General features: G+C 36.9%; 2 protein-coding genes. Both read left to right on the forward strand.

The genetic code is table 11. The annotated features are described in order from the left end of the window. On the forward strand, positions 1-486 hold a 486-nt coding region (locus AMDU4_RS09145), incomplete at its 5' end, for a hypothetical protein (protein ID WP_021787697.1). Positions 487-529: 43 nt separating this feature from the next. Beyond that, positions 530-2,242 (forward strand): helicase HerA domain-containing protein (locus AMDU4_RS09150; protein ID WP_290704844.1); only part of this gene is annotated, 1,713 nt, incomplete at its 3' end.

Here is a 2,242-nt window from a genome sequence, read left to right on the forward strand (position 1 = left end):
TATTTATTTACAGGTACCTTTATTCTGGCAATTGTACTTTTATTCGGCATACTTATAATCAGGCAGGCACTAATTTTGTTTTTCATACTTTTCATGCCGGTCGCATCAATACTGCTTATGGTTCCGGGAAGTGAGAAACAAATTCTTAAACTCTACAGAATATTCTTTGAACTGGCGTTTTTCCCGTTCTTCACTATCATTATTCTCTATCTTATTGGCATTTTCAATAATCCTTTTCTGGAAATTGGTTTAATTTATGTGGCCGCAACTGCTCCTCTGTTTTTTGTGACTGAAATTTACAGGTATTTTCAGGGCAGCATGAATTTTCTTACAACAGATGCAACAATGACTGAAATATCCACCGGGATTGATGGATTAAATCCCACTTCTCTCCTGAACGGGGGTGTGGAATTAGGAATTATAGAATCAAATACCTCTAAAAACCTTATACCCGGAATAATAGATGAAGCTGGTGGTTTGCATTAGGATTCCGTCAAATGTATACAATTTCAGGTCATATATATACAATATGCCAGTGGAAAAATTTGTAATGGTACTTGCAGGGATTTCACTAACTGCTATACTTTTCACATTTAGCCTAGTTGCATCTCTGGCCGCAGTTTCTCTTTACTTTGCCTTTATGGGATACATAGGATTCAATTTCTCTAACATAAGAAAATTGAGGAAGCTGTATTTTCATGGAAAAGGCCTGTCAAATATAAGATTTATTAATAATGGCCTGCTTTTTGGGATTTACGGGAAAGAGATATTTTCTGCAGTTGAGATAGACAACAGAGAACTCTATACTGACAGCAGCAAATCGAACCAGATAAGAAATATAAGGAATATGATAAATAATTTGACATGCAGTGCAAATATAATAAGCCGGTCTGAAATTTGCAATGGAGCGAATTATTACAGGACATATATTATACTGAAAACATACGGAACAAGTATTGACAGTGCCATGGATTCATTGAACAGCAACATATCCATAATACTTTCAAACCCCGGATTTCATACCAGAGCCATAGGGGATGAGGAAACAATGAATTCTTTCTTTCCAAAAGATGTAACTCCCTATTCCCGATATGTGTCAACGGATGGACTGTTCCGTTCCTATCTTGACCTCCTGGATACCGATTACTCCCAGGATTTCCTTTATCAAACGGCAATTGAAAAGTTGGGTTTTATGGTTGAAATAAACATGGAGATAAATACCGTTAAAAACAGTGATGTTCTGGTCAAAAGGCTCCTTTCAGCAAGAAAAGCAGAGCTGGTTTATACAAAATCAGGGCATTATGCCTCACTCATCAAGAAACAGATATCATCTCTGGAATATATGGCAAATCAGGAAAAACTCTATAATGTATCAATGAGGTTCGCAGTTGTATCTAAACATCCCGCTGTACTGCGTTCAAATACTGAGTCATTCGTGAAAACTATGGAATCCATAGGGTTCAGGTTGAAGGATTTTCATTTTTTCAATAAACACACATTTAATCCTCTAAACATGGGTAAGCAGGGGATAAAATATATGATGGATTCTGCATCCATATCAGAAATTTTTCCATGTTCATTCACACCGGTGCCATCAGGAAACCAAAAACCTCTGGCAGTCAATGCTATCACAGGTAAAGCCCTTTATTTTAAACCTTTCAGTGGGAATTCATATAACATTGCAATAACAGGTGAAACGGGATCTGGAAAATCCTATTTTACAAAAAGGTTGCTGAACAAAATGAGCACTGCGAAAATATACATAATAGACCCTCTGAGTGAATACAACTCGGATGTAATTGTTGACCTTTCTCTGGGTGAGTATATAGATTTTTCAATAGAAACTCCTGAAATGTTCAGTACGGTATCTGGAGCCCTTGAAAAAATAACAGGCATACCTGGAAAAAAAATAACCGCTACATTAATGAAACTGGGGGAAAAATCCGGGGCAATAAAATTTAGCAAGGTAATTTCTGAACTTGACACATTATACTGCAGGGATGTGGCAATATCAGGAAATATTTGGCATATGCCCCTTACAACCCCTGTAAAGCTTCATGGGAAATCTGCAGTATTCAGGTTTGATCACAAAAATGAATCCTTGAGAGATGCCTTCTTCAGTCTGGTGTTTACCCAGATAATTTCAATTGTTGAAATGGAGAAGAAAGAGAAGGTTGTTGTGATAGATGAAAGCCACCTGTTCCTCAGGAATTCTAAAGATGCAGAGATAATAGACATGCTT

It is taken from the genome of Ferroplasma sp. Type II (genome assembly GCF_000496155.1).